The following is a 1436-nucleotide window of genomic DNA, read 5'->3' as shown; positions in this document are numbered from 1 at the left end:
TGAACTGACCCCCAAAAGTTGGACAAAAAGCGCTAGAGGCTCATGGCCTGGGTTCGAAACTGCACCGGACTCAGGCCGTTGAGCTTGAGGCTGAGTCGATCATGATTGTAGTAGCGGATGTAATCCTCAAGCCCCGTCTGCAATTGCTCGATGGTGTCAAAGCGCTCCTGGTAAAAAAACTCGCTCTTGAGCGTGCCGAAGAAACTCTCGATGACCGCGTTGTCGTAGCAGTTGCCCTTGCGTGACATGCTCTGCTGAAGACCTCTATCCGCCAGCAGATATCGGTATTTAACCTGACGATACTGCCAGCCTTGGTCCGAATGCAGCATCGGCGCTTCGTCGGGAGCCAGGCGTGCCATAGCGCTCTTGAGCATCTTGGAAACCATTTCAAATACTGGCCGCCTGTTCGTCTCAAATGCCACGATCTCCCGGCTGTAGAGGTCCAGCACGGGTGAGAGGAAAAGCTTTTGCCCGTTGACCTTGAACTCGGTGACGTCAGTCACCCACTTTTGATTGGGACCCTCTGCTTTGAACTGCCTCGCCAGCCGATTGGGCGCGGTCTCACCTTCCGGCCCTTGGTATGAGCGATATTTCTTGATCTTGACCAACGACTTCAGCCCCATCGCTTGCATGAGTCGCTGTACGGTCTTGTGGTTGGCATGTTCGCCAAGTTGTCGCAGAGCGGCTGTGATGCGACGGTAACCGTAGCGCCCCTTGTGCTGGTCATAAATGCGTTGCACATGAGCCTTGAGCTCGGCATGCCTGTCACAGCCAAGCGCGTTGAGCTGATAGTAAAACGTGCTGCGGGGCATGCCGGCTGAGCGTAGCAGCAGGCGTATCGGATGCTTATGCCTCAACCCTTGGATGACTTGCGCTTTGTGGCTCGCGCTGCTGTCTGCTCCCGGATCAAGGCATCGAGCTTTTTTAGATAGTCATTCTCCGCGCGCAGGTACGCCAGTTCCTCAAGCAACGCCTCGCGGGGACGTTCATCATCGGCAAGGCCGGGCTGTGCAGGGGCTTTGGGTGGTTTCCGAGACATGTCAGGCTCTCTTTCGCGGTACGGTTTCAGCGCATCAATACCCCCCGAATGATACAGCCTCTTCCATTCTCCAACGCTGTTTTGCCCACGGATATCGAAGAGGATGGCAGCCTGCTGGTCCGACAGGCCTTCTTGCTCGATCCGCATGAGAACATCAAGTTTGAACTGGGCATCGTAGCGGCTGTATTTCCTGGCCAGGCCCGACTGGCCATGCTGCTGATAACTTCGTACCCAACGCTGCAGAATCGAGTGCGCGATGCCATTTCTGGTTGCGACTCCATTAAGGCTGTCACTGGATAAGCATTGTCTAACCAGCTTGAGCTTGAAGGCTGGAGTGTATTTCATGGTGGGCATCCCTTTGGTTGGACAGGGTGTCCAACTTTTGGGGGTCAGTTCA

The 1436-nt window shown here is 55.2% G+C and carries 1 protein-coding gene; it reads right to left on the bottom strand.

Going from position 1 to position 1436, the window contains the following annotated elements; all coding sequences use genetic code 11:
* Nucleotides 1-32 precede the first annotated feature (32 nt).
* A protein-coding gene (locus AC07V9_RS29610; RefSeq protein WP_495019168.1) for an IS3 family transposase occupies nucleotides 33-1384 on the bottom strand; the annotation gives its coding sequence in 2 pieces (ribosomal slippage) (nucleotides 33-928 and nucleotides 928-1384; 1353 coding nt in all).
* Between the last annotated feature and the right edge of the window lie 52 nt (nucleotides 1385-1436).

Source organism: Pseudomonas sp. GW821-FHT02A11, assembly GCF_059421985.1.
Note: the sequence above shows the minus strand (reverse complement) of the source record. Positions and strands in the feature narration are given on the sequence as shown.